The following is a 22,350-nucleotide window of genomic DNA, read 5'->3' as shown; positions in this document are numbered from 1 at the left end:
TCCGTCTCTGGTCGTCTTGTCGTTTACGGCTCGGCCGCGACCTGCCAGGTCCCGGCGTCGACGGCACTGACAGCATAGCCCGCGACGTTGGCATCGCTGAGCGCTTCGATGTTGAGCGCCACGGTGTCGGCAGAGCGCAGGCGATCGGGCAGGTTGCGGATCAGCTGCGCAAATTTCTTCGCCTCGTCCTGGGCCTCGGCCATGCTGACCGCCTTGAAGCGGAACGCCGTTCCCGCCGAGGTCTGCGCGAGACGGCCGACATCGGCCGTGATCACGGTCGCGATCTTCGGGTAGCCGCCGGAGGTGCCGCGATCCATCATCAGCGCGATCGGCGCGCCGTTGCCGGGCACCTGGATGCTGCCGTTAACCGTGCCGTCGGAGACGATGTTGTGGCCGTGCAAATGTTTGATCGCGGGGCCCTCGAGCCGGTAGCCCATGCGATCGGAGGTCGCCGAGATCTTCCACTCGCTGTCGAGGAACAGCGCCTTGTTGGCGTCGTCGAACTCGTCGTCCTGCGGACCCAGCAGGACGCGGATCGGACCGCTCGACGGCTTCGGCAGTTCGATGCGCTGTTCCGGTGCACCGCTTGCGGCATCGACGCTGAATTCGTCGTCGGCCTGCAGCGGGCGCGGGTAGGGGCTGCCGAGACCGGCACGGGCGTTGACTGCGAGACTGCCGAACACCGGCTCGCCCTTGATCCCGCCTTCGATCGCCAGATAGGTGAACGCACCGCCGCGAGCAAAACCCAGCGTCAGCGTCTCGCCGTCCTTCAGCGTCACCGATGTGTCCGTGGCGACCGGACTGCCGGCGATGTCCGCATTGCGCGGCGCGCCTGAGATCGCGACGCGCACGGCACCGTCGCGCGCGGTGAACGCGGCGCCGAACGGGCCGACCTCGACAGCGGCTGCGAACGGTTCGTTGCCGACAAGCGTGTTCGCCGCCGCGAGCGACAGGCGGTCCATCGCTCCGCTGACCGTCAGGCCATAGCGTTGCGCGCCATGGCGTCCGCCGTCCTGGACCGAGCTTGCGGGCCCGATGCTGGCGATCACGAGCCGGCTCATGCCACCACCTGCTCGGCAATGATCTCGCCGGCCTCGGCAGCGCGGTCCTGTTCCTCGAATGTCTTGTGGTCGATCGCGAAAAACGTCACGCGATCGCCGGGTTCAGTGAGGAAGGTCGGATTGCGGTGGAGCTGATAGGTCCGCACCGGCGTGCGGCCGAGCAGGTGCCAGCCGCTCGGGGCCGCCAGGCACTGGATTCCGGCCTGGATGCCGCCGATCGAGATCGTGCCGGCAGGCGTCAGCAGCCGTGGATTCTGCCGCCGCGACATCTGCAGGGATTTGTCGAGGCCGCTGAGATAGGACCAGCCCGGCGTGAAGCCGATCATGGCAACCTTGTAGTCGCCGGCGACGTGGCGCGCGACGATGTCGTCGGGTGTGGTGTTCAGCGCCTTCGCGACGTCCTCGAGGTCGATGCCGTGCTCGCCGCCATAGGCGACGGGAATTCGCCATCGGCGGGCCTTGGTGGCCGGCGGCAGCGGCCGGCTGGCGAGCGCGAGCAGCTTTTCGCCAAGTTCATCGAAGCCGATCTTGCCGGGATCGTAATGCACCAGCAGCGAGCGATAGGTCGGCACGGACTCGGTGATGCCATCGATCGGACTCGCTGCGAGCGCCTTGTCGAGCGCCAGCACGCGCTGGTTGGCGTCGTCGTCCATGGTACGGCTGAACTCGACCGTGACGGCGCTGTCGCCACTGGGCAGCAGGCGGGGCGGGGGAAGCGTCGCGGACATGGGCTCTCGAAATCGGGCTTCTGGAGATACGCGGGCTCGGCCTTGAGCTCCGCTCGTCCCTGCTTCGCGTAAATGCGCCCGCAAGTCCAATAAATTAATGCAGGGGGAGGCGATAAACCCTTGTTATCGCGACGCATAACAGCGCTGCGGCCCTGCATGATTGGTAGCTTGTTGGCCCTTGACGCAAGGCCCGCACCCCGCAAGATGCGCGTTCTTTCCCGCCCATCCGGAGCTCGTCTGTTTCCATGTCGCTGTCCCCCGAAGCCCGCAAGACCCTCGCCGGCATCACCACTGCCACCATCACCACGGTCCTGCTGAAGAAGGGCCTGCGCAACATCTGGATGCGCGGCGCGCGTCCGCTGCGTCCGGGTCTGCCGCGCCTGGTGGGACCGGCCTTCACGCTGCGCTTCGTGCCGGCGCGGGAGGATCTGGCGACGCCGGAGTCATGGTCGTCGCCGATCTCGACCCGCACCGCGATCGAGGCAATGCCGGAGGGCTGCATCGCCGTGGTCGACGCCATGGGCATCACCGACGCCGGCATCTTTGGCGACATCCTATGCGCGCGCATGATGAAGCGCGGCGTCACCGCACTCGTCACCGACGGTGTCGTGCGTGACGTCGAGGGCGTGCTCGGCACCAACCTGCCGGTCTGGTGCGACGGCTATGCCGCGCCGCCGTCAGTCGCCGGTCTGACCTTCGTCGGCTGGGGCGAGCCGATCGGCTGCGGCGGCGTTGCGGTGTTCCCGAACGACATCGTTGTTGCCGACCAGGACGGCTGCGTGCTGATCCCGCAGGCGATGCTCGAACAAGTGCTCAACGAGGGTGTCGAGCAGGAGCGGATGGAAGCCTGGATCGTCAACGAGGTGAACAATGGCGCGGTGCTCCCGGGCCTCTATCCCATGAACGCCGAGACCAAGGCGCGCTACGCAGCAAGCAAGAAGTAATCGGGAAAGAAGCGAGGTAATCCCAATGGAGATCACTGTTGCAGGCACGCGGCTGACCCGCCGCGCGCCCAAGGAAAATTTCACCGGCACCGTCTGGCAGGACCCGGTGATCATGGCGCCCGCGCCGGCACGGCTGAACTGCTCGCGTGTCTCGTTCGAGCCTGGCGCACGCACCAACTGGCATCATCATCCGCTCGGGCAGACCCTCTACGTCATCTCCGGTGTCGGCCGCGTTCAGACCAAAGGCGGGCCCGTCAGGGAGATCCGTCCCGGCGACACCGTCTGGATTCCGCCGGGTGAGGTGCACTGGCACGGCGGATCGCCGACCAACGGCATGTGCCATATCGCCATGCAAGAAGCGCTCGACGGCGTCTATTCGACGTGGCTGGAGCCGGTGAGCGACGCGGAGTATGGGGCCGCGTTGGGCTAGCTCTCGTGCCCCGGACAAGACGCATCGCCCCGCGGCGATGCGTCGCCGATCCGGGGCCCAAAACTTTTGACGGCATCAGGACTGCTGAGTCCCGGCTCTGCGCAGCAACGCTTCTCGTCGCTGCTTGTCCGGGGCACGACACCTTACATCCGCTCGGCGGTCCACGTTCCCGTGCACATGCTGCCGCGCCACGTGCCGGAGCCGGAGGTGCCGCTGAGGCGGCCGAAGCCGACGGCGCGCTTGATGCCGGTGCTCAAGGTGACATTGATGCTGCCGGCATCCGCGACGCGGCCCGACGCCGTCACCATTGCGCTGCTCGAGGCGATCTGACCGTTGTTGATGCCGATGGCGACGGTCGAGCCGTTGCCGCAGGTCTCGCTCGATGACGAGATGCGGACATTCCATGCGCCGTCGAATGTGCTGGCGCTGGCCTGCGCGGCCGGCAACGCGATGACTATGATTGTGGCGAAGAGAGCCTTGCGAAATCCGTTCATGACACGCCCCTAGGGTTGATTATGCGGGGATCGTGTCACGGACGCGGAACCGGCGATGTGAGGGCTGTCACGCGCGCGACGGGCTCTGTGATGTCGCGCACATCCCGGAAAGCGAGGGGTAAAAGCAAAAGGGCCCGCATTGCGGGCCCTTTGTCTCGGTCAGAGTGTCGCGGGAAGTCAGTTCACCCGCGTCCAGGTCTGGCCGCCGCAGAACATGCCGCCGAAGGCGCAGCCCTGCACGCGCAGGCGATCGGTGCCCTTCAGCGCGATGGTTGAATCGTAGGTCGAGCCGGAGTTCGGATCGAGGATCCGGCCGGACCATTTTGGGTCCTTGTTCTGGTCCTTGCCGGGCTTCATGTTGATCAGAACCTGCTCGCCATTCTGGTTCGATTTCGAATCGACCGAGTAGCCGCAGAGATTGCTGCCGCATTGCTCGATGCGGACCTTGCCTTCCTTCTCCTCGGTGAGCCAGACGCCGAGCGGTGAATTGAGGTCGCGCGTGGCCGCGGTTGCGGGAGCCGGCGGCGCGACGGCGGCCGACTGAACGGGAGCAGGCGCCGGGACAGGAGGCGGAGATGGCGCCGGCGGCGCGACTCCCACCGTCGGGGCAGCACTTGGGGTCGGCTGAGGCGGCGGCACAAGCGCCTCTTCGGCCGGAGCCTTGTTAGCCGTGGTGGCCGGAGGCGCTGGCGGGGCAGGAGGCGCCACGGCCACGGGGGCTTGGACGGGAGCTTGGACAGGGGCCTGCTCGGCCGCCGGCGGCGCCGTGACAGGTGTTGGGGCCGGCGCCGGATCGGCAGGCGGCTGCGGATCAGCCTTGGCCTGTTGCGGTGCCTGCGGGTCCGCTTTGGGAGCCCCCTTGGCATCGTTCTTGGCTTTCTTCGCCTTGCCCTGGCCGGTGTTGTCGTAGACGCCGGGGATCTGCACCGTGCCGCGGTCGGGATCAATGCGGATGGTGCGCCCGCCATAGTCGAAGGTGTACTGCGCCTGCGCAGCGGTGCTCGCCAAAAGGAATGCGGCCGTGGCCAACAGCTTCCTCATTTCGCATCTCCTGAAACAGGTGGTCCCCGCACCGACGCTTACGCCTCGGTTCGATCGCAAAAAGTGATCTAGATCACTGTCACCGTATGAGTCGTGGCTTCTGCGTTTCGGGTTCAATAACACCGGAGCCGGTCCAAAGTTTGGCCGGCACAAGCGACAGGAGGACGCGGCCCTAATCGAACCAGGCGGCGTAGATCTTCTTGTAGCTGCCGTCCTGCATCGAAATATGCAGCCATTGATCGACGAAGGCCTTCAGCGCCATGTCGCGCTGGAGCCAATAGGCCTTCTCGGAAAAATCGAACGGCTTGTCGGGATGCACCGCGCAGAGCACGCCTTGATGCTGCTTCTGCTGGTAGCGCGTCTCCGAGGCGTCGGTCATCATCAGGTCGGCATTGCCCTTGGCGATCTCGTCGAAGATCACGGTATTGTCCGGGAAGACGGTGATGTCGGCGTCCTTGATGTTGGCACGCGCGAAGCGCTCGTTGGTGCCGCCGGGATTGACGATCACGCGGGTGCCCTTCTTGTCGATGTCGGTGATGCTCTGGTATTTGCCGACATCGGCACAGCGCGCGATCGGCGTCTTGCCCTCGCGCATGATCGGCGTGGAGAAGAAGCCCTTCTTCTGCCGGTCGAGCGTGACCGAGACGCCGCCCATGGCGATGTCGAACTGATCGGCCTCGAAATCCTTCATCAGCTTCGGCCAGGCCGTCGGCACGAATTCGACCTTGACGCCGAGCGCCTTGCCGAGTGCCTCCGCCATGTCGACATCGAAGCCACTGAATTGCTGCGTCGTCTTGTCGAGATAGGTGAAGGGCTTGTAGTCGCCGGTCATGCCGACGCGCAAAGTGCCGCGCTTGACTATCTCGTCGAGGCGGGACGGCGCCGTCTGCTGTGCGTGGGCCGAAAGGTTTGCCAGCAGGACCACGGCCAAAGTCGCCAGAATTCGAATGGTCATTCGAACGATCATCTCTTTTCCACCCATGTCCAAGCTGTCATTGTGCAGCTCTCGAGGCCTGTCTTGAGGCCTGGATTTAGACCAGATGCCCGTCTCTGGCGAGGCGGAATTGAAGGGAATTTTGAAGTGACGATCTCAATGTATGACGCCTCGGTCGGACTCTTCGTGCCGTATCTGCGCAACCTCTCCGCACTGCTCGACAAGGGCGTTGCCTATGCCGAGGCCCGGAAGTTCAACCCGGCCGTCCTGCTCGGCATGCGCATGGCGCCCGACATGTACGATCTGGCGCAACAGATCGGCGAGGCCTGTCGCCACGCCACGGTCGCCGCGGCCTTGCTCGCCGACCGCGAGCCGGTGGCGCTGCCGGTGCTGGAGCACGACATGGCCGGGCTCCAGGCCCGCATCGCGACGTCAATCGAGTTCATCGAAAGCCTGCCGCGCGCAGAGATCAATGCTGCGGCGGAGCGGAATGTCTTCTTCAGGCTGAAGAACGGGACCGAGTTGCCCTTCACCGGGCGGACGCTGCTGCTGACCTTCAGCGTTCCGCAGTTCTTCTTTCACGTCACGACCGCCTACGACCTGTTGCGGCACGCAGGCGTCGAGCTCGTGAAGAAGGATTATCTCGGACGACGATAAGCCGAACCGGCATCCACTTCGCGCGAGAGCGCGCTAGGCTTCGCCCTTGCGCTCGTAATCGGCGAGCGAACTGCGGCCGGCGATCTCGCTGCGCAGCTCTTCGAAGCGCCGATGCGCCTCGTCCTCATGCGCGTCGACGAAATGCACCGCGGCTTCGCCGGTCATCGGGCCGCTGACCACGGGCACGGACTGCTCGCCGATGGTCTCGTGGACGTAGAACTGGCCGTCATCGCCGCGATGGACCGTCCATTTCAGACGGATCGCCACCATCGGCCCGGGGCCGACCTTGCTGTAGCCGTCGGCGTCGGCGTGCTCCGGCACCAGCGGCTGCTCCTCGACCACCGGATGCTCGTCGACCATCGGGTGCTCGTCCGCGACCCCATGCTCACCAGCAACCACCATTTCAGTCACGGTGACAGTCTCGGTCTCGCGCACGACGAGGACGGGTTCAGGATGCTCCAGGATGCTGGCGATGGTCGCCAACGCGTGGTCGGTCGGGTCGATCTCTGACAAGGGTCCATCCTCCAGCTCGACGCGGCCGGCAAGTCTGTCCCACCGCCGCCGCGGCCGGACCTATTACGCGGGTTTGATTAAGGCTGAGTGAGGGCTCGATCTGCACCAAAATGGGACTCATTCTGGCGTTCCGAAGGCGGGGGGCAGCCGCCCGCCCAGGAGAACCGCCTAGCCCGGAGATGCGCTCAGCCCAGGACATCCTGATTGATGATGTTCTGCCGGATAGGATCGCCGTCCAGCACACTCAGGATGTTGCGCGCGGTCTGCTCGCTCATCCGGCTCACCGCCTCGACCGTCACGCCGGCGACGTGGGGAGCCATGATGACGTTGGGCAGCGCGAACAGCGCGTTGCTGACCGGTGGCGGCTCCACCTCGAACACGTCGATGCCGGCACCGGCGAGCTTGCCCGAGACCAGCGCGTCGTACAGCGCCGCCTCCTTCACGATGCCGCCGCGTGCGGTGTTGATGAGGTAGGATTTCGGCTTCATCCGGCCGATCCGCGCCGCATCGAACAGGCCGACTGTCTCCGGCGTCTTCGGGCAGTGGATGGTGACGAAATCGGCGTGAGGCAGCGCGGCATCGAGATCGGCGACCGGCTCGCAGCCTGCTGCCTTGATCTCTGCGGCTGCCTTGTAGGGATCATAGACCTGCACATTCATGTCCATCGCCAGGCAGCGCTTGGCGGTGCGGGTGCCGATGCGGCCGAAGCCGATGATGAGGACGGTCTTGCCGTAGAGATCGAACGGCAGCATGCCGAGACGGTCCGCCCATTTGCTGTCTTTCACGCAGGCGTGCATCTCCTGCGCGCGTTTTGCCAGTGTCAGCATCATGAACAGCGCCTGTTCGGCGACCGAGGGCGAGTTCGCGCTGCCGGCGACCATCAGCGGCACCTTGCGGCGGGAGAGGGCGGGGACGTCGACGGCGTCGTAACCGACGCCGATCCGGGTCACCACCTTCATGTCCTTCGAGGCTTCGAGCTCGGTCTCGCCGAAAGCGGTGGCGCCGAGCGCCACGCCATGGACCGGCGCGTGGCTCTTCAGCAAGGCCTCGAAATCCCTGGCGGAGATCAGGTTCGGAAACTCGATGAGCTCGATATCATCTCGCTGGGTGAGGAGGGCGCGCGCCCCTTGCGACAAAGTTTGCGTGACAAAAATTTTCTTCTTGTTGGTCGACATCGTCCCTACCTGCGCGAGTTTCTTGGCCGGCCGTCACAAGACGGCGCCGGTCGCCTCGTTTAGCAGGTGCATATTGTTGAGGTCCATCGCCAAACGCATGGGTGCTCCGTCCTTGGCGCCCGCATTGGGATCGACACGGCCGCAGACGGGCGTGCCTTCCAGTCCGAAATAGACCAGCGTCTCCATTCCCATCGGCTCGGTGACATCAAGCACGGTGTCGAAGGTCTCGACACCCGGCTCGAGATGCGCATGCGATTCCGTGAGATGTTCGGGACGGATGCCGAGCAACAGGTTTTCAGATCGGGGCAGCGCGCTGTAACGGGCGGCGCGGGCCGGCGGCAACGGGAATGAGATGCGATCCGTCAGGCGGACGTTGAGCTTGCCGCCGACGTCCTCGAGACGGCACGGAATGAAGTTCATCGCCGGCGAGCCAATGAAGCCCGCGACGAAGCGCGTCGCCGGCTTGTGGTAGAGCTCGTTCGGGGTGCCGATCTGCTCGATCCGACCCTTGTTCATCACCACGACGCGATCAGCCAGCGTCATCGCCTCGACCTGGTCGTGGGTGACGTAGACCGTCGTGGTGCGCACTTTCTGGTGCACCTTCTTGATCTCGATCCGCATCTGCACGCGCAGCTTGGCGTCGAGATTGGACAGCGGTTCGTCGAACAGGAAGACCTTTGGGTTGCGCACGATGGCCCGCCCCATGGCGACGCGCTGGCGCTGGCCGCCGGAGAGCTGCTTCGGCTTGCGGTCGATCAGGTCGGTGATGTCGAGGAGGCGGGCGGCTTCCGTCACCCGCGCCTTGATCTCGGCCTTGGGATAGTGCTTGAGCCGCAGCCCGAACGACATGTTCTCCGCGACCGTCATGTGCGGGTAGAGCGCGTAGTTCTGAAACACCATCGCGATGTCGCGGTCCTTCGGCGGCACGTCGTTGACGACGTCCCCGCCGATCATGATGTCGCCGTCGGTGATGTCCTCGAGTCCCGCGATCATCCGCAAGGTCGTCGACTTGCCGCAGCCGGAGGGGCCGACGAGCACGATGAACTCATGGTCAGAGATGTCGAGATCGATGCCGCGCACCGCCTCGACGTCGTCGTAACGCTTGACCACCTTCCGCAACGCAACCTCAGCCATAAGACATCAACCCTTTGTGGCGCCGGCGGTCAGGCCGGCAATGTAATAGTCCATCAGGAAGGCGTAGATGACCAGCGGCGGGGCAGCGCCAAGCAGCGCGCCGGTCATGATCTGCCCCCAGTTGAAGACGTCGCCCTTGATCAGCGTGGTGGTGATGCCGACCGGCAGCACGAGCTGGTCGATGGATGTCGTGAACACCAGCGGATAGAGGAACTGCGCCCAGGACACGGTGAAGGCGAAGATGGTCGCTGCGATCAGGCCAGGGAGGGCAACCGGAATGAAAATCCGCGTCAGGGTCTGGAGCCAGGAGGCGCCGTCGATGAGAGCCGCCTCGTCCAGCTCCTTCGGGATCGAGGCGAAATAACCGATCATGATCCAGGTGCAGAACGGCACGGTCAGCGTCGGATAGATGAACACCAGCACGTACCAGCGGTTGAGAAGGGTGATGCCGGTGACGTCCTGGACCACCGCGAGCATCTTGAACAAGGGAATGAACAGGAGGCTGTCCGGGATCAGATAGGTGAGAAAGACCCCGGTCGCGAGCGTCGCCGAGCCCCAGAACTTCATCCGCGCCAATGCAAACGCCGCCGGAATGCTGATCAGCATCGTCACGATCACGACCACGATCGAGATCATCGACGAATTCCAGAAGAATCGCAGGAACTGGTTCGAGGTCAATAGCTCCACATAGTTCGACAGCGTCGGATGAAATACCCACCACGGATTGGTGGCGGCCGAGATCTCCGCGCTGCTCTTGAGCGAGGTGATCAGCATGTAGATCGGCGGGATCAGGAAGAAGATCGCAAACAGCACCAGGAAAAAGTAGGACCAGCGCAACGCCCAGGTGCGGTCGCGGCTCATGCTTCGAAGCTTGACCTTGCGTGTCGGTCCGGCCTTGTCGATTGCGAGCGTGCTCATCAGGCTTCGTTCCCACGTTTGTTGACATCGCGCAGGATGAAGACCGCTGCGACGGCGAGGATCGGCACCATGAACAGCGAGACGCAGGCGCCGAGCGGAATGTCGCTGCTCTGGATGCCGACCTGGAACGCCCAGGTGGCGAACAAATGCGTCCGGTCCAGCGGACCGCCGGAGGTGAGGATGCGCACGATGTCGAAATTGGCGAAAGTGACGATCAGCGAGAACAGCGTGGTGATGGCGATGATGTTGCGCATCATCGGCAGGGTGATGTGCCAGATCTTCTGCCACCAATTGGCGCCGTCGATCGCTGCGGCTTCGTAGAGCTGGTCGGGTACGGATTTCAAGGCGGCCAGGTACATGATCAGGAAGAACGGCGCGCCGTACCAGACGTTGACGAGGATGACGGAGAAACGCGCCCAGAAGGTGTCACCGAGCCACGGGATCGGACCGATGCCGAAGAACGACAGCGTATAGTTGAAGGCGCTGTAGGAGGGATCGAACAGCCACAGCCATGCCAGCGTGCTCATCGCCGGTGGGATCACCCAAGGCACCAGCAGCATGCCGCGCCATTTACGTTGCTTCTTGCCGGGAATGTTGTGGACGAAATGCGCGACGATGAAGCCGATCAGCGCCTTGAAGACCACGGCGGTAATCGCAAAAATGCAGGACTGTCTCACCACCATCCAGAACGTTTCGCGCTTGAACAGGAAGGTGAAGTTGCTGAGACCGACGAACTTCGTCATCGCCTTGTTCAGCGTCGCCAGGTAGACCGAATAGAAGGCGGGATAGAGCACGAGCAGGGCGATCAGGAGGATCAGCGGCAGCGTCAGGAAGAACGCGACGGTCGATTTCCGTCCCATTGCATTGCGCAGGCTCGCCCGTTTGCGCGGGCTCGCAGCTCGAGCGGGACGGCCTTGCTCAACGACGACATCGGCCATGACGTTAGCCTCTTTTGCAGGACACGTAGCAGGACATGTAGGACGGCGAAGCCGGCGCAGCCGTCGGCTTCATTCGGCAAGCGGATCGAGCGAGTGTGCCTCGGCGGCTCACGCGCGAAGCGTGAACCGCCATGGCACATACCCGGCTCAGGTTCGCATGAAGCCTTCGCACTCGCCTTCGGCCCAGGCGAGCGCGGTTTCCAACTTCTCTCCTTGCGCAAAGCGCAGCGCCATCTTGGTCAGCGTCGCCTGGAAGTAGATCTGCTGGGCGATCTTCGGCGGCGCCGGAGACGCGGCGATCGACATCGTCTGCTGCTTGTAGGGATCCGGATAGTGGAAGAGCGTGCCCTTCGGCGGCCCTTCCTCGGCCCAGGTCTTGAACTTCGTCATGTTCGCGTAGGCCGGCAGATCGTACCCGCCGCTCGCCGCGACGAACTTCTCGATCGCCGCCGGCGAGGACAGGTGAACAAGCAAGCTCTTGGCCGCTTCCTTGTTTTTGCCAAAGGCCCAGACGCCCCAGAAGTACGGCAGGAAGGGCGCAAAACGTCCCTTCGGACCGGACGGGAAGCCGTGCGTCCAGCACTGTTCGGCGACTTGCGGTGCGTCGCGCTTGGCGACCGCCCAGGCACTCGGCGGATTCAGGATCATCGCCCCGCGGCCCGAGATCAGCCATTTGTTGTTGGAGGCATCGTCCCAGGACGGCGCGTCGGTGGGCAGGACGGCGATCAGCTTCTTGTAGAATTCGAGCGCCTGCCGCACTGCATCGGTCTTGACGGTGATATCGCCCTTGGCGTTGACGAGCTCGGCGCCGAACGACTGGAAGATCGCGCCGGCGGTGTCGACGCTGTCGGTGGTCTCGCCGAGACCGATGCCGAAGGGGAAGCCGGCCTTGTGGCAGGCCTCGGCCGCCTTCAGGAACGTCTCCATGGTCCAGTTGTCTGCTTTTGGCGGAGCGCCGACTGGATACATCTCCTGCACGTCGATGCCGGCGTGTTTCTTCATGAGATCTATGCGGGAGCAGGGGCCCTTGATCTGGCTTCCCGGCGTCGCGGGCACTGCGAGCCATTTGCCGCCCGACCGCCCGAGATATTTGACGGTGTCGTTCACCTCGCCGTTCTGCTTGATGAGCGGCTCCATGACGTCGTTGAGCGGTTCGAGATTCTCGGAATAGGCGTGCGGCCACCAGCTCGGCATCTGGAGAATGTCGTGACCGGACTTGGCCTGGGCTTCGGCCGCTGCCGTCAGCTCGATCTTCTTGTTGTTGCTGGTGATGTAGTCGATCGAGACTTCGACCTTCTCCTTCTCGCCCCATTCCTTGACGAGCGCGGTGGAGGCATCGTTGGCGCCGGGCACCCAGTGGTCCCAGAAGCCGATCGAGAGCTTGCCGGCGGCGTAAGCGCCTCGGACATAGGGCGCCGTGATCAGCGCCGCGGAGGACATTGCAGTGGCAGCCACAAATTGACGTCGCGTCAGTGTCTTGCGTGACATCTCGTTTCCTCGCTTGGGTGTTTTATTATTCTGGCGTTCCTCTGAACTCTTCCGAGTTCTGCTTTTGATTTTCTTTTCGAAAGTTTCTTGTTCGACGTTTCTTGTTGATGCCGTCGGCTTCGAAGGCAAATTGGTAGCGCGATCAGATCATGATTGATTGCGTCTGTCGAGAAAACCGAACGGCTTGCGCCTAGAACTAACGTTGTGTCCGGGAACGCGGCAGCGCCCTCGACCTCATGCGCGGACCATGAACCACGGCCGGTTGTTTTGCGACGCACACTTGGCGCTGGCGCGCCCGACCGACATGTGCGCAATTACGCCGCAGTTTCCAAGGAGCCTGCATAAGCACCTCGCGGCAAACACTTTTCGGGCGTGGATAGCATTTGTCGGCGCCTAGACCTCGAAGCGGTGAAAACGATAGAGTTGCAGCTGGCGGGTGGTTCTCATCCCCAAGAGCCTAATCAGATCGAGATGGAGACCAGAATGATCAACCCGGCGCCGCCCGCGCGGCTTTACCTGCGACGATGGTTCGCGCTGGGGTCCGTTTTCGTGTTGCTGCTCGGCGCAGCCGCGGTGGCGAATGCTCAAGGCCTGGTCAAAGGGGTTCAGGAAGGAGCGGCGGCCGGGAACAAGGCGGCGGGTCCGGTCGGCGGTGTGCTCGGCGGCGCGATCGGCGGTGTGGTCGGTGTGTTCACCGGCGTGCTCGGCGTTGGCAATAATGGCAATCAGGCGCCTGCCGCCAGAGATCCGAGCAAGGATGCAAGCAAGGATGCGGCCAAGGACGCCAAGCAGGGCGCCGGCAAGGACAAAGATGCCAAGAGCGCCAAGGCGGGCAAGGGCGCCAAGGCGAGCAAGGAGGCGAAGAACGCGCCGCAGGACAAGGATGTCACGGTCCTCACCCAGACCGGCGCGCCGCAATTGACCGCCGACCAGATCGTCACCAACAGCGACTCCTATATCGAGCGGATCAAGACCGAGCTGAACCTCACGCCCGAGCAGGAGAAGCACTGGTACGGTTTCTCGAGCGCCATGCACTACCTCGGGCATAACGGTGCCGAGCGGCTCAACCTGCGGGTTGCGCGCGCCAAGCGGGATCCTCCCGACGACATCGTCGAGCAGATGCGCAACGAGGCCCAATTCCTGATCGACCGCGCTGCCGACCAGCGCAATGTCGCCGACGCCGCCGAGCCCCTCTATTCGAGCCTCGATGACAAACAAAAGCAGGTGTTCGTGCAGGAGATGGTGCGGCTCAGCCACGAACGAGGATTGGATTGATCAAGTGGAATCGGATCGGGCGCGTCGAATTAACGGACCCCGCCACGAATTCGTGAATGCTCTTCGCAATTCGGTTATGATTAGCTTGGGAAGCTGATGGGCGGGGTTGATATGGCGGACGGACTCTCCGTTTTCCTGGTCGAAGACGAGACGTTGATCCGGATGATGATGACGGACATGGTGGAGGAACTCGGCCACCACGTCATCGCGGAAGCGGATAATGTTCGGGACGCCAGCGCTTTCGCCATGACCGCGCAGTACGATCTTGCGATCCTCGACATCAATCTCAAGGGCCTCTACGTCGATCCGGTCGCCGATCTGATCGAGCGTCGCGGGAAGCCGTTTTTGTTCGCCACGGGCTACGGTCCGGAGCTGCTGCCGTCCTTGCTCAGGCGCCGGCCGATCCTGCGCAAGCCGATTTCGATCGATCAGCTCAAGGCGATGATCGATTCGATGTTTCCGGAAGCGGCAGCGAAGACGCCGAACTGAGACCAAAATGAAAATGGCCGCCCATCAGGGGCGGCCATTTCGCGACGGAATTCGTCGCCGCTTCATATCAGGCCGGCGCCGAGATCGATGCCGCGCGCCATCAGGCCGAACGAGGCGACCAGGCCCGTGCAGCAAAACAGCAAGATGGTCTTGAACGAAGAAAACGAAGAATCGGCCAAACGCGTTTCGCTGGTGGCCGGCATCGCGGCGATCGAAATCATGCTCATGTTCATTCCCCCCTTTGTTGCCCCTGAATTGGATCAGGTGGGGAACTCCTAGAGCAAAAAGTTTGACGCGAGCTTTCGAGGGGTCGTTAACGAAATCGCAATCGATACCGCATTTTCGGGCACTGGAGTGCGATCACGCGTTTCAGTGGCGCCCGTTCTTCAGCACCGTGGCGATGGTGTGGGCCGTCATGGCGGCGCGGTCCGAAGCGCGCTGGGCTGCGAGGCGGTCACGCGCCTTTTCCTCGATCAAGAGCTCGATCAGGGCCAGCCGCTTGCCCTCGTCGTCCGCCTCGAGCAGCAGGCGGTGATAGCGGTGATAGTCGAAACCCAGATCCTGCTTACGCATGTCACGCCCCCGCAACTACGCCACGCACAAGCTAGGATTGTTTCTCATCCGGGACGTGCGCGCAAGCACGATCCCGCGTCGCGCGCGCGTGCCGCGCAATCAGCTGTGCATGACTGGAACCCGCGGACGGAGGCGCGCGCCGTTTAAGGCTGGTTGTGCTCCGCGAACATCGTCAGGCCGAGGAAACTCGCATCAGGTTTCGTGACCAGTCTGGTCGGGATGTCGCGCAGATAGTCCTGGAAGCGTCCCTTGGCTTCGAAGCGCGCCCGGAATGCGGAGGCTGCGAGGAAGTCAGGAAAGCGCGGCACGATTCCGCCGGCGATATAAACGCCGCCGCGTGCGCCGAAGGTCACCGCGAGATTGCCCGCGACCGAGCCGAGGATGGCGCAAAACATCTCCAGCGTCTTGCGGCTGAGCTCGCAACTGCCTTCCAGGGCGGCCTTCGTGATGGCGGCAGCATCGCGATGCGGCACCTGAGCGCCTTCCACCTCGGCCAGCGCCTCGTACAGGCTTTGCAGGCCCGAACCGGACAACGCGCCACGCTCGATGGAGACATGGCCGAGGCGTCGGCGCATGCACGCGATCACGCGTTCCTCGCGCTCGTCCTCCGCCGGCAGGGTCGCGTGGCCTGCCTCGGTGACGACGGCCAGCCGTGAGCCGTGGCGCTCGACCAGGCAGGACACGCCAAAGCCGGTTCCAGGGCCAACCACCAGCAACGGCTCTCCGGGAAGGCCATCCTGTCCGCCGAGCGGGATCAGGTCGGCGGGCTGCAGGGCGGGCAGGGACCAGGCCACCACCTCGAAATCGTTAAGAACATGGACGCTGTCGAAGCCGAGGGCCGGCTGAAGCTCGTTGCCGTCGATGACCCATGGGCTGTTGGTCATGACGCAGCGGTTGTTGGTCACCGGTCCTGCGACGGCCAGCACGGCCCTTGGGGGCGGTTGGCCGTGGCAGCGACGCGCGAGAACATCGGCAATGGCTTCCCGGACGGTCGGGAAGTCTGCCACTTTGACGTAGTCGATCGGTCCGGTCTGATCGCCCTGACTGAGCGCGAAGCGCGCATTGGTGCCGCCGATATCGGCGAGAAGAATCTGTCCTGTCTTGCCGATGGTCATGTGCGTATGGCTGCCGCAGCCTTTCCGGCTGCGGGAACCGCTTCCTCCGCTCTATCCGATCGCAAGACGCGAACGGCTGTCAGAATCCGTCCCCGGGTGGATCTAGTCAACACGCATCAGCCCAAACCGTTGCATCCCGGGACCGACGGGGCGCATTCGCGCAGATCGCCGCACCTTCTCGTTGGTTGCGAAGCAGCCCGGGAAGATCGACACTGCAGACGTGCCTTCGGCGCCGCTCGCGCGGATGGCCTGGAATGGACCTTGCGATGAAGATTTCCGACCGCGACGTGCTGCTGGTCATCGACGTGCAGAACGATTTTTGCACGGGCGGGGCGCTCGCCGTGCCCGGCGGCGAGAAGGTCGTCCCCGCCATCAATCGGATCGCCCAAAAATTCGCCAATGTGGTGCTGACCCAGGACTGGCATCCCCGCGATCATGTCTCCTTTGCGCCGAACCATGCGGGCAAACAGCCGTTCCAGACCATCGTGCTCGACTACGGCGTCCAGGTGCTGTGGCCGAGCCATTGCGTGCAGGGCACCGCAGGCGCCGAATTTCATCGCGATCTCGACGTCACCCGCGCAAATCTGGTGGTGCGGAAGGGATTTCGGCGCGGCATCGATTCCTATTCGGCGCTGTTCGAGAACGACAGGACAACGCCGACCGGCCTGCTCGGATATTTGCGCGAACGCGAGTTGAACACCGTCTTCGTCGCCGGCCTCGCGTTCGACTTCTGCGTTCGCTTCTCGGCGGACGATGCCCGCAAGGCCGGGTTCGAGGTCGCCGTCATCGAGGACGCCTGCCGCGGCATCGATCTCGACGGCTCGGTGGCCGCGACCCATCAGAGTTTTCGCGAGCGCGGTATTTCGCTCGTCAGCTTCGAGGCCTTCCTGTGAGGACCGTGGGATAGCCATGGCGGAGAAGACCGGCAAACAGCTGCGCGCACCGGAGCCGGTCCCGGATGACCCGCTGCTGTGGCCGTTCGCTGCGGCGCGGATTGCCATGGACGCCTGCTTTGGATGGCTCGAGCGCGGCCCGTCGGAGCTGGCCGACAGCAGCCTGCCTTGGACCACGCCCAACTCCGTCGCGCTGGAGCTTGCGACCATGCGCCTGCGTAATTGCGCGCGGACGGGGGCCGGCCAGCCGGCACTGGTCTGCGCGCCCTATGCGCTGCACCGGGCCCTGATCGCCGACTTCGCGCCCGGCCACAGCGTTGTGCAGTCCCTGCAAAATGGCGGCATCGACCGGGTCTATCTCACCGACTGGCGCTCGGCCGCACCCGACATGCGCTATCTCTCGATCGACAGCTATCTCGGTGATCTCAACGTCGCCATCGACGAAATCGGCGCGCCGGTCGATCTCGTCGGCCTGTGCCAGGGTGGCTGGCTCTCGCTGCTCTATGCGGCGCGCTTTCCCGCCAAGGTGCGGCGGCTGGTACTGGCTGGCGCGCCCGTCGACCTCTCCATTGACTCCAGGCTGTCGCAGCTCGCCCGCAACGCGCCGGAGATGGTCTACGACCAGCTCGTCGCCCGCGGCGGCGGCAATGTCAGCGGCGAAGAGATGCTGCGGCTCTGGTCGAAGGCACCGAGCCGCGACGACATCGCGACGGCGCTGCAGAGCGACCTCTCCGGCGAGGACGGTGCGGCGCTGCTGGCACGCTTCGAGCGCTGGAATGCCGAGCCCCTCAATCTGCCCGGCACCTACTATCTCGAGATCGTCAACTGGATTTTCCGGGAGAACCGGATCGCGCGCGGCCAGTTCACGGCACTCGGCCGCGGGATTGATCTGAAGGACGTCAAGGCGCCGGTCTTCCTTTTGGCCGGACTCGATGACGACGTCGTGCCGGCTGCGCAGGCGCTCGCCACCGCCGGCTTGCTCGGCACACCGCCGGCGTTCATTGCGGCGGCCTCCCAGCCCAGCAACCATCTTGGCCTGTTCATGGGCGCGCGGACCCACGCCCATGCCTGGCCCCGGATCGCCGAGTGGCTGCGCGACGATCTGCCCGGCATGCTGGCGCGCAGAGCCTGAGACTGCCTCAAGGGCACGGCCGGGCAGCGAAGCTGCAAATCCGTTATGCATGCCGTTGAATGGCCTGCACGGGGCCATGTCGATGGGTTAAATGGAGTCCAGAGCCGGCGGAGGCCGGTCGCGACGAGACAAAGGGACTGTGCTCGATGAGTTTCCACTCGATCTATGCCCACGGATTTGCGCGCGTGGCGGCCTGCGTCACCACCTCTCATGTGGCTGATCCCACGGCCAACGCAGCTGCGGTTCTGGCGGCGGCGAAGGACTGCCACGCGCAGTCGGTGGCGGTTGCCGTGTTCCCCGAGCTCTGCCTGTCCGGCTATGCAATCGAAGATCTCGTGAAGCAGGATCCGCTGCTCGATGCGGTCGAGCGCGGGCTTGTGGCCATCGTCGAGGCATCCTCGTCCCTGATGACCGTCCTGATCGTTGGCGCGCCGCTGCGCTTTGGCAATCGGATCTACAATTGCGCGGTCGTCATCCATCGCGGCAAGATCCTCGGCGTGGTGCCCAAGAGCTACCTGCCGACCTATCGCGAATTCTACGAGGGGCGGCATTTCGCCTCCGGCGCCGGCATCGTCGGAGAGATGGTCGCCTTTGGCGGGCTGCATGCCCCGTTCGGCGTCGACCTCCTGTTCGCAGCCGAGGACGTTCCGGGCCTGACCATCGGCGTCGAGATCTGCGAGGACATGTGGATCCCGGTAACGCCGGCCTCCGAGCTCGCGCTTGCGGGCGCGAGCGTGCTGATCAATCTCTCGGGCAGCCCGATCACGATCGGCCGCGCCCGCTCGCGCGCGCTCTTGTGCCAATCGACGTCGGCCCGCTGCCTCGCGGCTTACGTCTATTCCGCGGCCGGGGCAGGAGAATCGACCACGGATTTGGCCTGGGACGGCCAGACCTCGATCTACGAGAACGGCGTGCTGCTGGCCGAGGGCGAGCGGTTCCGCCAGGGCGGCCAGATCACGCTGGCCGACGTCGATCTCGACCTGCTCAGGCAGGAACGCGCGCTGATGGGTACGTTCGACGACAATCGCCGGCAGCGCGAAGCCTTCTTCCGAAAAGTCGGCTTCGCCCTGAAGGCGCCGGCCGCCGATATCGGCTTCCTGCGCAAGGTCGAGCGCTTTCCGTTCGTGCCGAGCGACGAGAGCCTGCTCGAGCAGGACTGCTATGAGGCCTACAACGTTCAGGTCGCGGGCCTCGTCCAGCGCATGCGTGCGACCGGTACCAAGCGCGTCGTTATCGGCGTCTCGGGCGGACTCGATTCCACCCATGCTTTGATCGTCGCCGCTAAGGCCGTCGACCTTCTTGGCCTGCCGCGAGAGAACATTCTCGCCTACACCATGCCGGGCTTTGCCACCGGCAGCGACAGCAAGACCAATGCGCTGGCGCTGATGAAGGCGTTGCAGACGAGTTGGCAGGAGCTCGACATTCGCACCACGGCGACGCAGATGTTGAAGGACATCGGCCATCCCTTCGGCAAGGGCGAGAAGGTCTATGACGTCACATTCGAGAATGTGCAGGCGGGTCTGCGCACGGACTATCTGTTCCGGCTCGCCAACCATCATGGCGGCCTCGTGATTGGCACCGGCGATCTCTCCGAACTCGCGCTGGGCTGGTGCACCTATGGCGTCGGCGATCAGATGGCGCACTATAACGTCAACGCCGGGGTGCCGAAGACGCTGATCCAGCATCTGATCCGCTGGGTGATTGCCTCCAAGCAGTTCACCGACGACGTCAACCAAACGCTTGGATCGATCCTGTCGGCCGAAATCTCGCCGGAGCTGGTTCCGGGTGAGCCCGGCGAGAAGCCGCAGAGCACGGAAGCTTCGGTCGGCCCCTACGAGCTCCAGGATTTCAACCTGTTCTACACGCTGCGGTTCGGCATGCGGCCGTCCAAGATCGCCTTTATGGCGCTGCAGGCCTGGAAAGACGTTGCCCAGGGCGAGTGGCCGCCGGCATTTCCGACCGACAAGCGCAAGGCCTACGATCTCAAGGAAATACGCCGCTGGCTGGAGGTGTTCTTGCGCCGCTTCTTCGCTTTCAGCCAGTTCAAGCGCTCGGCGATGCCGAACGGACCCAAGGTTTCGGCCGGCGGCTCGTTGTCGCCGCGCGGCGACTGGCGTGCGCCGTCGGATTCGAGCGCTGCGGCGTGGCTTGAAGATCTCGAGCGGAATGTGCCGGTTTGAACGGGAGATGAGCGATGTCGGCCGGCGATGGGCTCGAGCAGGGCGGCAACCCACAGAAGGTCCTCAACGGCCTCTACATCTTTGAGATCGAGATGCGCGACGGCAAGCGCGGCCAGGCCAAAGGCGTCGTCGTGCTCTGCGATGGCCGCATCATGGGCGGCGACAGCTATTTCTACTACACCGGCAGCTACACCTTCCGGAACGGGAAATGGCGTGGCGACATGACCGTCAATCAGCACACCGAGGCCGTCGGCAAGCCGCTCGCGTTCGGCGGCAGGGAAGTGACCTGCGGCTTTTCCGGCGACTATTCCGCCGACGGCGCCGAAGTCGAAGGCATGGCGCTGGTTGGCAAGACCAGCGTGACATTCACGGCGCGGCTCACGCTGAAGGACCCGATGTGAGACCCGCGTGATCAGCCCTCGTTCCTGATCAGGAACCTTCGCACCCACAGAACGTTCGCGTCTGTTGTTGCGAATTTTCCAGGAGAGGGACCATGCGCAAGCACTTGATGTTATCGACCGCGGCTATCGGACTGATGCTTGCTTCCGGCTTCGCCTACGCCCAGGCGCCCGGTGAGCGAAGGGACGAGCCGAGACGGACCGAGGAGCCGGCGAAAGGTGCCGGGCCGCAACGCGGCGGCGCCCAAGAACGGGTTCAAGAGCGCGCGCAGGGCGCCCAGGAGCGATTGCAGGGTGCGGGCCGCGAGGAGAAGGGCGGCGCTGCCAAGCAGGACGCGAGTGACGACAAGCGCCAGCCGGCCAGTTCTGCCGAGCGCAACCAGCCGAAGTCGAAGGATCAGGCCCAGGAATCTCGTGAGCCTTCGCGCGATCGCAACCGTGAGGCGGAGAGCCCGAAACCGGGACGCGACGGCAAGAACAGCGCCGAGACGAAGCAGGACAAGTCCGCGCCGCAGAAATCAACGGCCGAGTCCGAGAAGTCCAAGTCCGGCACGTCTGGCCAGCAGAACGAGCGCACGGGAGCTGCGGCCAACCAGAACGAGCGCAACCAGACCCAGCCGCCGCGCAACGCGGCCGAGCAGCAGCAGCCGGCGCAACAGAACAACCGACCGGCTACAGCGACCGACACGAACCGGACGGCCCCGACCAACAATGCGCAGACCGCGCCTGCCACTTCAGGCACGCAGACCAATCAAGCCAATCAGACGCCCCAGACCAACACGCAGGCCAATCAGCAGACTCAGGTGACGTCCGAGAAGCAGGTGCGGATCTCCGAAACGGTGAGCCGCGCACGCCTGGCGGAGCCGGAGCGTAATCTGAACATCTCGATCCGGGTCGGTGAAACCATTCCCTCGCGCGTGCGCCTCCACAGGCTTCCGCCCGAGATCGTCGCGATCGAGCCCGAGTATCGGGACTACGAATATTTTTCGACGGGCGACGACGTCGTCATTGTGGAGCCGCGGACGCATCGCATCGTCAGCCAGGTGCCCCGCGACCCCTCACGAGCCCGCGCCCAGATGAGCGGCGGCACCTCATCGAGCATGGCGGCCGCCGGGGGCAGCAATGTGAACTGCCAGATCATGCGGCGTGACGCCTCGGGTAATGTGGCCCAGGCAGAACCCTCGACCGTGGGCTCGACCGCGCGAACGGACTCCCTGAGCGTGACTGTCCAGATGCCCGGCGGCGGCTCATCCGCGCCGATCGCCATCGGCGCTCCCGCGGGCAACATCGTGGTCGCGACGCAAGGGCAGGGCGACTGCACGGTGACGATCGAGCCGCAGACACGCTAGCGCCGTGTCGGCATAACGACGCCAAAACGACTTCGCGCCGCACGGCTGATCAAGCCGGCGGCGCGAAATCACGTTCAAACTAGAAAGTCCCGAGGTCCGGAGTGCCTAGGAGTCCGGACCTCGTAACCTTGCCCCAGCCTTTGATCCCCCCGCCCCATGTGGTCCCCCAACCCCGTGGTGCGCGATCAGAGGGTGATGCCCTTGGAAGGCCGCCGATCGATGTCCCGCGATGTACGCGACATCGGAATAGGATTCCATTCCGGATCACTACGGATTTCATCGCGCTTGAATTTTCGCGGTGCATGCGCCTGCACGCGCGGTTGCCTGAAACCAATGCAAGCGCGCGAGCGCATGTGGCCCTGATCATGCCGGCACCGGCGACCACCATCGTCGTGACCACGCTGCCGGTCTCCGTGATCGGCGACTGGCTCGATCCCGAACTGCAATAATTCCGTCATGGCCGGGCTTGTCCCGGCCATCCACGACCTTTC

General features: G+C 64.2%; 24 protein-coding genes and 1 pseudogene. 11 read left to right on the top strand and 14 right to left on the bottom strand.

Features of this window, described 5'->3' with window-relative positions:
* Window positions 1–23 precede the first annotated feature (23 nt).
* Window positions 24–1,061, bottom strand: a complete 1,038-nt coding sequence (locus IVB19_RS18425; RefSeq protein ID WP_018457912.1) for a 5-oxoprolinase subunit C family protein — start codon at window positions 1,059–1,061, stop codon at window positions 24–26.
* The gene (pxpB, locus tag IVB19_RS18420; RefSeq protein WP_247821651.1) at window positions 1,058–1,789 is read right to left on the bottom strand and encodes a 5-oxoprolinase subunit PxpB; all 732 of its coding nucleotides are present in this window, start codon (window positions 1,787–1,789) and stop codon (window positions 1,058–1,060) included. Before pxpB ends, IVB19_RS18425 begins: the two co-directional genes overlap by 4 nt.
* Window positions 1,790–2,034: 245 nt before the next feature.
* On the opposite strand from pxpB, the gene IVB19_RS18415 reads away from it, so the two are divergent.
* Together IVB19_RS18415 and IVB19_RS18410 are read left to right on the top strand one after the other, a co-directional pair.
* A complete protein-coding gene (locus IVB19_RS18415; protein ID WP_018457910.1) occupies window positions 2,035–2,733 on the top strand; it encodes a ribonuclease activity regulator RraA in 699 nt (232 codons plus the stop codon).
* 25 nt (window positions 2,734–2,758) lie between these two features.
* Window positions 2,759–3,163 (top strand): (R)-mandelonitrile lyase, encoded by a 405-nt coding sequence (locus IVB19_RS18410; protein WP_018457909.1) that lies wholly within the window; start codon window positions 2,759–2,761, stop codon window positions 3,161–3,163.
* 143 nt (window positions 3,164–3,306) lie between these two features.
* Here the strand turns inward: IVB19_RS18410 and IVB19_RS18405 are convergent, their stop codons facing one another.
* The 3 genes from IVB19_RS18405 to IVB19_RS18395 all read right to left on the bottom strand — a co-directional run bounded on the left by IVB19_RS18405 (window position 3,307) and on the right by IVB19_RS18395 (window position 5,653).
* Entirely contained in the window at window positions 3,307–3,657 is a 351-nt protein-coding gene (locus IVB19_RS18405) for a hypothetical protein (RefSeq protein WP_007590916.1), read from the bottom strand.
* 177 nt (window positions 3,658–3,834) lie between these two features.
* Entirely contained in the window at window positions 3,835–4,698 is an 864-nt protein-coding gene (locus IVB19_RS18400; protein ID WP_018457908.1) for a DUF2147 domain-containing protein, read from the bottom strand.
* A 172-nt stretch (window positions 4,699–4,870) separates the two neighbouring features.
* The gene (locus tag IVB19_RS18395) at window positions 4,871–5,653 is read right to left on the bottom strand and encodes a transporter substrate-binding domain-containing protein (RefSeq protein ID WP_018457907.1); all 783 of its coding nucleotides are present in this window, start codon (window positions 5,651–5,653) and stop codon (window positions 4,871–4,873) included.
* A gap of 138 nt (window positions 5,654–5,791) precedes the next feature.
* Here IVB19_RS18395 and IVB19_RS18390 point away from each other — a divergent pair, with 138 nt between their 5' ends.
* Window positions 5,792–6,289 (top strand): DUF1993 domain-containing protein, encoded by a 498-nt coding sequence (locus IVB19_RS18390; RefSeq protein ID WP_018457906.1) that lies wholly within the window; start codon window positions 5,792–5,794, stop codon window positions 6,287–6,289.
* A gap of 33 nt (window positions 6,290–6,322) precedes the next feature.
* Here IVB19_RS18390 and IVB19_RS18385 read toward each other — a convergent pair whose 3' ends face one another.
* The 6 genes from IVB19_RS18385 to IVB19_RS18360 all read right to left on the bottom strand — a co-directional run bounded on the left by IVB19_RS18385 (window position 6,323) and on the right by IVB19_RS18360 (window position 12,455).
* Complete coding sequence (locus IVB19_RS18385; protein ID WP_247336703.1) at window positions 6,323–6,802, bottom strand: hypothetical protein; 480 nt, start codon at window positions 6,800–6,802, stop codon at window positions 6,323–6,325.
* A gap of 185 nt (window positions 6,803–6,987) precedes the next feature.
* Window positions 6,988–7,977 (bottom strand): hydroxyacid dehydrogenase, encoded by a 990-nt coding sequence (locus IVB19_RS18380; protein WP_247821650.1) that lies wholly within the window; start codon window positions 7,975–7,977, stop codon window positions 6,988–6,990.
* 33 nt (window positions 7,978–8,010) lie between these two features.
* Entirely contained in the window at window positions 8,011–9,111 is a 1,101-nt protein-coding gene (locus IVB19_RS18375; RefSeq protein ID WP_247336700.1) for an ABC transporter ATP-binding protein, read from the bottom strand.
* Between the two features lie 6 nt (window positions 9,112–9,117).
* Window positions 9,118–10,029 carry a carbohydrate ABC transporter permease gene (locus tag IVB19_RS18370; RefSeq protein ID WP_018457902.1) on the bottom strand — a complete coding sequence of 304 codons (912 nt, stop codon included), beginning with the start codon at window positions 10,027–10,029 and terminating at the stop codon, window positions 9,118–9,120.
* Complete coding sequence (locus IVB19_RS18365; protein WP_007590928.1) at window positions 10,029–10,967, bottom strand: carbohydrate ABC transporter permease; 939 nt, start codon at window positions 10,965–10,967, stop codon at window positions 10,029–10,031. Before IVB19_RS18365 ends, IVB19_RS18370 begins: the two co-directional genes overlap by 1 nt.
* A gap of 147 nt (window positions 10,968–11,114) precedes the next feature.
* Entirely contained in the window at window positions 11,115–12,455 is a 1,341-nt protein-coding gene (locus IVB19_RS18360; RefSeq protein ID WP_026233460.1) for an ABC transporter substrate-binding protein, read from the bottom strand.
* Window positions 12,456–12,938: 483 nt separating this feature from the next.
* Between IVB19_RS18360 and IVB19_RS18355 the strand changes: the two genes are divergently transcribed.
* The gene (locus tag IVB19_RS18355) at window positions 12,939–13,730 is read left to right on the top strand and encodes a Spy/CpxP family protein refolding chaperone (protein ID WP_018457899.1); all 792 of its coding nucleotides are present in this window, start codon (window positions 12,939–12,941) and stop codon (window positions 13,728–13,730) included.
* Between the two features lie 111 nt (window positions 13,731–13,841).
* Entirely contained in the window at window positions 13,842–14,219 is a 378-nt protein-coding gene (locus IVB19_RS18350; RefSeq protein ID WP_026233459.1) for a response regulator, read from the top strand.
* A gap of 62 nt (window positions 14,220–14,281) precedes the next feature.
* Here the strand turns inward: IVB19_RS18350 and IVB19_RS18345 are convergent, their stop codons facing one another.
* The 3 genes from IVB19_RS18345 to glk form a co-directional block, all read right to left on the bottom strand.
* On the bottom strand, window positions 14,282–14,446 hold the full coding sequence (locus tag IVB19_RS18345; protein WP_247821649.1) for a hypothetical protein: 165 nt from the start codon (window positions 14,444–14,446) through the stop codon (window positions 14,282–14,284).
* Between the two features lie 142 nt (window positions 14,447–14,588).
* Window positions 14,589–14,792 carry a hypothetical protein gene (locus tag IVB19_RS18340; protein ID WP_018457896.1) on the bottom strand — a complete coding sequence of 68 codons (204 nt, stop codon included), beginning with the start codon at window positions 14,790–14,792 and terminating at the stop codon, window positions 14,589–14,591.
* Between the two features lie 143 nt (window positions 14,793–14,935).
* Window positions 14,936–15,907, bottom strand: a complete 972-nt coding sequence (gene glk, locus IVB19_RS18335; protein ID WP_018457895.1) for a glucokinase — start codon at window positions 15,905–15,907, stop codon at window positions 14,936–14,938.
* 254 nt (window positions 15,908–16,161) lie between these two features.
* Between glk and pncA the strand changes: the two genes are divergently transcribed.
* From pncA to IVB19_RS18305, 6 genes and pseudogenes are all read left to right on the top strand, one after another.
* Entirely contained in the window at window positions 16,162–16,800 is a 639-nt protein-coding gene (gene pncA, locus IVB19_RS18330) for a bifunctional nicotinamidase/pyrazinamidase (protein WP_018457894.1), read from the top strand.
* A 16-nt stretch (window positions 16,801–16,816) separates the two neighbouring features.
* Window positions 16,817–17,932 carry an alpha/beta fold hydrolase gene (locus IVB19_RS18325; RefSeq protein WP_018457893.1) on the top strand — a complete coding sequence of 372 codons (1,116 nt, stop codon included), beginning with the start codon at window positions 16,817–16,819 and terminating at the stop codon, window positions 17,930–17,932.
* A gap of 146 nt (window positions 17,933–18,078) precedes the next feature.
* Window positions 18,079–20,112: an NAD(+) synthase gene (locus tag IVB19_RS18320; protein WP_247821648.1), complete on the top strand. Its 2,034-nt coding sequence runs from the start codon at window positions 18,079–18,081 to the stop codon at window positions 20,110–20,112.
* Window positions 20,113–20,126: 14 nt separating this feature from the next.
* Window positions 20,127–20,513, top strand: a complete 387-nt coding sequence (locus IVB19_RS18315) for a GrlR family regulatory protein (protein ID WP_018457891.1) — start codon at window positions 20,127–20,129, stop codon at window positions 20,511–20,513.
* A 92-nt stretch (window positions 20,514–20,605) separates the two neighbouring features.
* Window positions 20,606–21,859, top strand: coding sequence for a DUF1236 domain-containing protein (locus IVB19_RS18310; RefSeq protein WP_247821647.1), 1,254 nt, complete (start codon window positions 20,606–20,608; stop codon window positions 21,857–21,859).
* Window positions 21,860–22,221: 362 nt separating this feature from the next.
* A pseudogene (locus IVB19_RS18305) lies at window positions 22,222–22,308 on the top strand (ABC transporter permease); the annotation flags it as partial.
* Window positions 22,309–22,350 lie beyond the last annotated feature (42 nt).

Source organism: Bradyrhizobium sp. 187, assembly GCF_023101005.1.
Taxonomy (GTDB): Bacteria; Pseudomonadota; Alphaproteobacteria; order Rhizobiales; family Xanthobacteraceae; genus Bradyrhizobium; species Bradyrhizobium canariense_D.
The sequence above is the reverse complement of the archived record's forward strand: the minus strand, read 5'-3'. Positions and strand labels throughout refer to the sequence as shown.

Coding starts and splice junctions, on each gene's coding strand:
- IVB19_RS18355 (WP_018457899.1), top strand. CDS start 12,939: ATGATCAACCCGGCGCCGCCCGCGCGGCTTTACCTGCGACGATGGTTC.
- pncA (WP_018457894.1), top strand. CDS start 16,162: ATGGACCTTGCGATGAAGATTTCCGACCGCGACGTGCTGCTGGTCATC.
- IVB19_RS18365 (WP_007590928.1), bottom strand. CDS start 10,967: ATGGCCGATGTCGTCGTTGAGCAAGGCCGTCCCGCTCGAGCTGCGAGC.
- IVB19_RS18405 (WP_007590916.1), bottom strand. CDS start 3,657: ATGAACGGATTTCGCAAGGCTCTCTTCGCCACAATCATAGTCATCGCG.
- IVB19_RS18340 (WP_018457896.1), bottom strand. CDS start 14,792: ATGCGTAAGCAGGATCTGGGTTTCGACTATCACCGCTATCACCGCCTG.
- IVB19_RS18410 (WP_018457909.1), top strand. CDS start 2,759: ATGGAGATCACTGTTGCAGGCACGCGGCTGACCCGCCGCGCGCCCAAG.
- IVB19_RS18415 (WP_018457910.1), top strand. CDS start 2,035: ATGTCGCTGTCCCCCGAAGCCCGCAAGACCCTCGCCGGCATCACCACT.
- IVB19_RS18400 (WP_018457908.1), bottom strand. CDS start 4,698: ATGAGGAAGCTGTTGGCCACGGCCGCATTCCTTTTGGCGAGCACCGCT.
- IVB19_RS18350 (WP_026233459.1), top strand. CDS start 13,842: ATGGCGGACGGACTCTCCGTTTTCCTGGTCGAAGACGAGACGTTGATC.
- IVB19_RS18325 (WP_018457893.1), top strand. CDS start 16,817: ATGGCGGAGAAGACCGGCAAACAGCTGCGCGCACCGGAGCCGGTCCCG.
- IVB19_RS18425 (WP_018457912.1), bottom strand. CDS start 1,061: ATGAGCCGGCTCGTGATCGCCAGCATCGGGCCCGCAAGCTCGGTCCAG.
- IVB19_RS18315 (WP_018457891.1), top strand. CDS start 20,127: ATGTCGGCCGGCGATGGGCTCGAGCAGGGCGGCAACCCACAGAAGGTC.
- IVB19_RS18390 (WP_018457906.1), top strand. CDS start 5,792: ATGTATGACGCCTCGGTCGGACTCTTCGTGCCGTATCTGCGCAACCTC.
- IVB19_RS18360 (WP_026233460.1), bottom strand. CDS start 12,455: ATGTCACGCAAGACACTGACGCGACGTCAATTTGTGGCTGCCACTGCA.
- glk (WP_018457895.1), bottom strand. CDS start 15,907: ATGACCATCGGCAAGACAGGACAGATTCTTCTCGCCGATATCGGCGGC.
- IVB19_RS18375 (WP_247336700.1), bottom strand. CDS start 9,111: ATGGCTGAGGTTGCGTTGCGGAAGGTGGTCAAGCGTTACGACGACGTC.
- IVB19_RS18380 (WP_247821650.1), bottom strand. CDS start 7,977: ATGTCGACCAACAAGAAGAAAATTTTTGTCACGCAAACTTTGTCGCAA.
- IVB19_RS18370 (WP_018457902.1), bottom strand. CDS start 10,029: ATGAGCACGCTCGCAATCGACAAGGCCGGACCGACACGCAAGGTCAAG.
- IVB19_RS18345 (WP_247821649.1), bottom strand. CDS start 14,446: ATGAGCATGATTTCGATCGCCGCGATGCCGGCCACCAGCGAAACGCGT.
- IVB19_RS18320 (WP_247821648.1), top strand. CDS start 18,079: ATGAGTTTCCACTCGATCTATGCCCACGGATTTGCGCGCGTGGCGGCC.
- IVB19_RS18395 (WP_018457907.1), bottom strand. CDS start 5,653: ATGACCATTCGAATTCTGGCGACTTTGGCCGTGGTCCTGCTGGCAAAC.
- IVB19_RS18310 (WP_247821647.1), top strand. CDS start 20,606: ATGCGCAAGCACTTGATGTTATCGACCGCGGCTATCGGACTGATGCTT.
- pxpB (WP_247821651.1), bottom strand. CDS start 1,789: ATGTCCGCGACGCTTCCCCCGCCCCGCCTGCTGCCCAGTGGCGACAGC.